This window comes from Paraburkholderia sp., assembly GCF_035501035.1.
Taxonomy (GTDB): Bacteria; Pseudomonadota; Gammaproteobacteria; order Burkholderiales; family Burkholderiaceae; genus Paraburkholderia.
Genome location: NZ_DATJWR010000341.1, coordinates 1 through 2,910, shown reverse-complemented (window position 1 = coordinate 2,910; position 2,910 = coordinate 1). Strand labels below are relative to the sequence as shown.

Sequence of the window (2,910 nt, the reverse complement as noted above, 5' to 3'; positions counted from 1 at the left end):
GCGCTGTACCTCGCCGGCATCGCGAAGAAGGTCACGGTCATTCACCGCCGCGACAAGTTCCGCGCCGAGCCGATCCTGATCGACCGCCTGCTGGCAAAGGAGAAGGAAGGCGTGGTCGAGATCAAGTGGGAACACGTGCTAGACGAGGTGAAGGGCAACGACGGCGGCGTGAACGGCCTGCGCATCAAGAACGTGAAGACGGGCGCGACGACCGACATCGAACTGCAGGGCCTGTTCGTCGCGATCGGGCACAAGCCGAACACGGATATCTTCGAAGGCCAGCTCGAGATGAAGAACGGCTACATCATCACGAATGGCGGCCTGAACGGCAACGCCACCGGCACGAGCGTGCCGGGCGTGTTCGCAGCCGGCGACGTGCAGGACCACGTCTACCGCCAGGCCATCACGAGCGCGGGCACCGGCTGCATGGCCGCGCTCGACGCGCAGCGCTATCTTGAGACCATCGACGAACTCGGCCAGGCGCATGTGATGAGCGCCGAAGCCGACCGTTAAGGCGCGTCGCCCCGGCCGCGCAGGCGGCCGGGAACGCACGAGGCGCCGGGCCGCTAAAATAGCGACCTGATGCCCGACGGCGCACCTGCAACGAGGGCCGCGGCCAGCCAGCCGGCGGCCCTTGGCTTTTGTGGCGGCCCGTGCGCAGGTCGAAGGCAAGCCGCCTCGCGACTGCGCCCACGTGCACCCGCGTGCGCAACCGACCGATTCACCCAGCGTCTTTCGCCATGCCCAAGAACGTGCCCCACCCGGGCGAGCCCAAGCGCCCCACCGCTGCGCGTCCTGCCCCGGCGCCCGTAGCCGCTCCCGCACCGGCCGAGTCTGCCGCCGGCAAGGTGCAGTCAGGCTTCGCGGGTCTCGACAGCCTGCGCGACGCGCTCAAGGCGCAGACCCGCCAGCGCGAGCGTGAGCGCACGGCCGCGCGTGCGGCACGCGTCGAGGCCGCCGCCGACAGCGAACTCTTTCGCCGTGAGGTTGGCGCGGTCGCGCCGCTCAATGCGCCGCCGCGCGCGCAGCCGCGCCGCGAATCGCCCGTGCCCCTGCCACTGCAAACGCAGCTCGACGAGCAAGCCGTGCTGCACGAAGCGATCTCCGACGAATTCGATCCGGAGGCGTATCTCGACACCGACGAATCGCTCTTCTACCACCGCCCCGGCGTGAGCGCCGAAGTCGTGAAAAAGCTGCGGCGCGGCACGTGGATCGTGCAGGCCCAGCTCGACCTGCACGGCATGCGCCGCGAGGAGGCGCGCGAGGCGCTGCAGGTTTTCATTCGCGAAGCGGTCAAGCGTGGGCTGCGTTGCGTGCGCGTGATCCATGGCAAGGGGCTCGGCTCGGTCGGCAAGGAGCCGGTGCTGAAGGGCAAGGTTCGCGCGTGGCTCGTGCAGAAAGACGAGGTGATCGCGTTCAGCCAGGCGCGGCCGCATGACGGCGGCGCGGGCGCGGTGCTCGTGCTGCTGCAGCCGCATCCGGTCGGGCATGGGCAGCATCATCAGATGCGCTGACCGGTTCCGTCACCACTAAAACCACAAGACGCCATGAAAAAACCCCGTTGACTGCATAAGCAGCAACGGGGTTTTTTATCGCACGCGGAAAATCCGGCGCGCGAAGGTCAGGCGATGCGCTCTTCCGTCTTCGGATCGAACAGCACGGCCTTCGAAACGTCGAACAGCAGCTCCATGTTGTTGAGCGGCTGCGGATTCGAGCCCGGGTGCACGCGGCTCACCACGCGCTTGCCGTTGACCTGCGCGAACACGAGCGTGTCCGGCCCGGTCGGCTCGATCACGTCGACATTCACCGTGTGGCGCTGCAACTCGTGGCCGTGACCGTCGTGCGAGCTGCGCGCGTCGGTGATGCGCTCGGGGCGCAGGCCCAGCACCACGTTCTGGCCAATGTGCCCGCGCAACTTGTTCGCCTCGAACGGCAGATTCAGCACGTTGCGCGCAACGCCCGTATCGAGCTCGAGGCCAACGCCGCTGCCCTGCTCCACGAGCTTGCCTTCGATGAAGTTCATCGGCGGCGCGCCGATGAAGCCCGCCACGAAGAGGTTCGACGGCGAATCGTAGATTTCCTGCGGCGCGCCGAACTGCTGCACGATGCCGTCTTTCATCACGGCGATGCGGTCGCCGAGCGTCATCGCTTCGATCTGGTCGTGCGTCACGTACACGATCGTCGTGCCGAGGCGCTGATGCAGCAGCTTGATTTCCGAGCGCATCTCGATACGCAGCTTCGCGTCGAGGTTCGAGAGCGGCTCGTCGAACAGGAACATGACCGGATCGCGCGCGAGCGCACGGCCCATCGCCACGCGCTGGCGCTGGCCGCCCGAGAGCTGGCCCGGCTTGCGGTCGAGCAGGTGCTCGATCTGCAGCAGCTTCGACACGCGGCCGACGATCTCCGACTGCTCGGCCTTGGGCACCTTGCGAATGTTCAGGCCGAACGAGATGTTCTCGCGCACCGTCATCGACGGGTAGAGCGCGTACGACTGGAACACCATCGCGATATCGCGATCTTTCGGCGAGAGGTTGTTCACCACCTTGCCGTCGATGGAGATCTCGCCCTTGGTCACGGTTTCGAGACCGGCGATCATGTTGAGCAGCGTCGACTTCCCGCAGCCCGAGCCGCCGACGAGAATCAGGAACTGGCCGTCCTCGATGTCGATGTTCACGCCCTTGAGGACGGGCACCCCGTTCGGGTAGGTCTTGTAGACGTCGCGAATGGAAAGGCTTGCCATACTGTGAATCCTCTTCTCAAACTTTCGGTTTAGCCCTTCACCGCGCCCGCCGTGAGACCGCGCACGAAGTAGCGGCCGGCGATCACGTAGACGAGCAGCGTGGGCAGCGCGGCGATGATCGCGCCGGCCATGTCGACGTTGTATTCCTTCACGCCCGTGGACGTGTTCAC

Annotated in this window: 3 protein-coding genes and 1 pseudogene; 2 read left to right on the top strand and 2 right to left on the bottom strand. The window is 66.4% G+C overall.

What is annotated here, in order from left to right; genetic code table 11:
* A partial coding sequence (locus VMJ11_RS25145; RefSeq protein ID WP_325622843.1) for an FAD-dependent oxidoreductase occupies positions 1-513 on the top strand: 513 nt, incomplete at its 5' end.
* A 227-nt stretch (positions 514-740) separates the two neighbouring features.
* Entirely contained in the window at positions 741-1,514 is a 774-nt protein-coding gene (locus tag VMJ11_RS25140) for a Smr/MutS family protein (RefSeq protein ID WP_325622841.1), read from the top strand.
* 107 nt (positions 1,515-1,621) lie between these two features.
* On the opposite strand, the gene VMJ11_RS25135 is transcribed toward VMJ11_RS25140, so the two are convergent.
* Together VMJ11_RS25135 and VMJ11_RS25130 are read right to left on the bottom strand one after the other, a co-directional pair.
* Positions 1,622-2,740, bottom strand: a complete 1,119-nt coding sequence (locus VMJ11_RS25135; protein ID WP_325622839.1) for a sn-glycerol-3-phosphate ABC transporter ATP-binding protein UgpC — start codon at positions 2,738-2,740, stop codon at positions 1,622-1,624.
* Between the two features lie 29 nt (positions 2,741-2,769).
* Positions 2,770-2,910 (bottom strand): annotated as a pseudogene (locus VMJ11_RS25130) (carbohydrate ABC transporter permease); the annotation flags it as partial.

Coding starts and splice junctions, on each gene's coding strand:
- VMJ11_RS25140 (WP_325622841.1), top strand. CDS start 741: ATGCCCAAGAACGTGCCCCACCCGGGCGAGCCCAAGCGCCCCACCGCT.
- VMJ11_RS25135 (WP_325622839.1), bottom strand. CDS start 2,740: ATGGCAAGCCTTTCCATTCGCGACGTCTACAAGACCTACCCGAACGGG.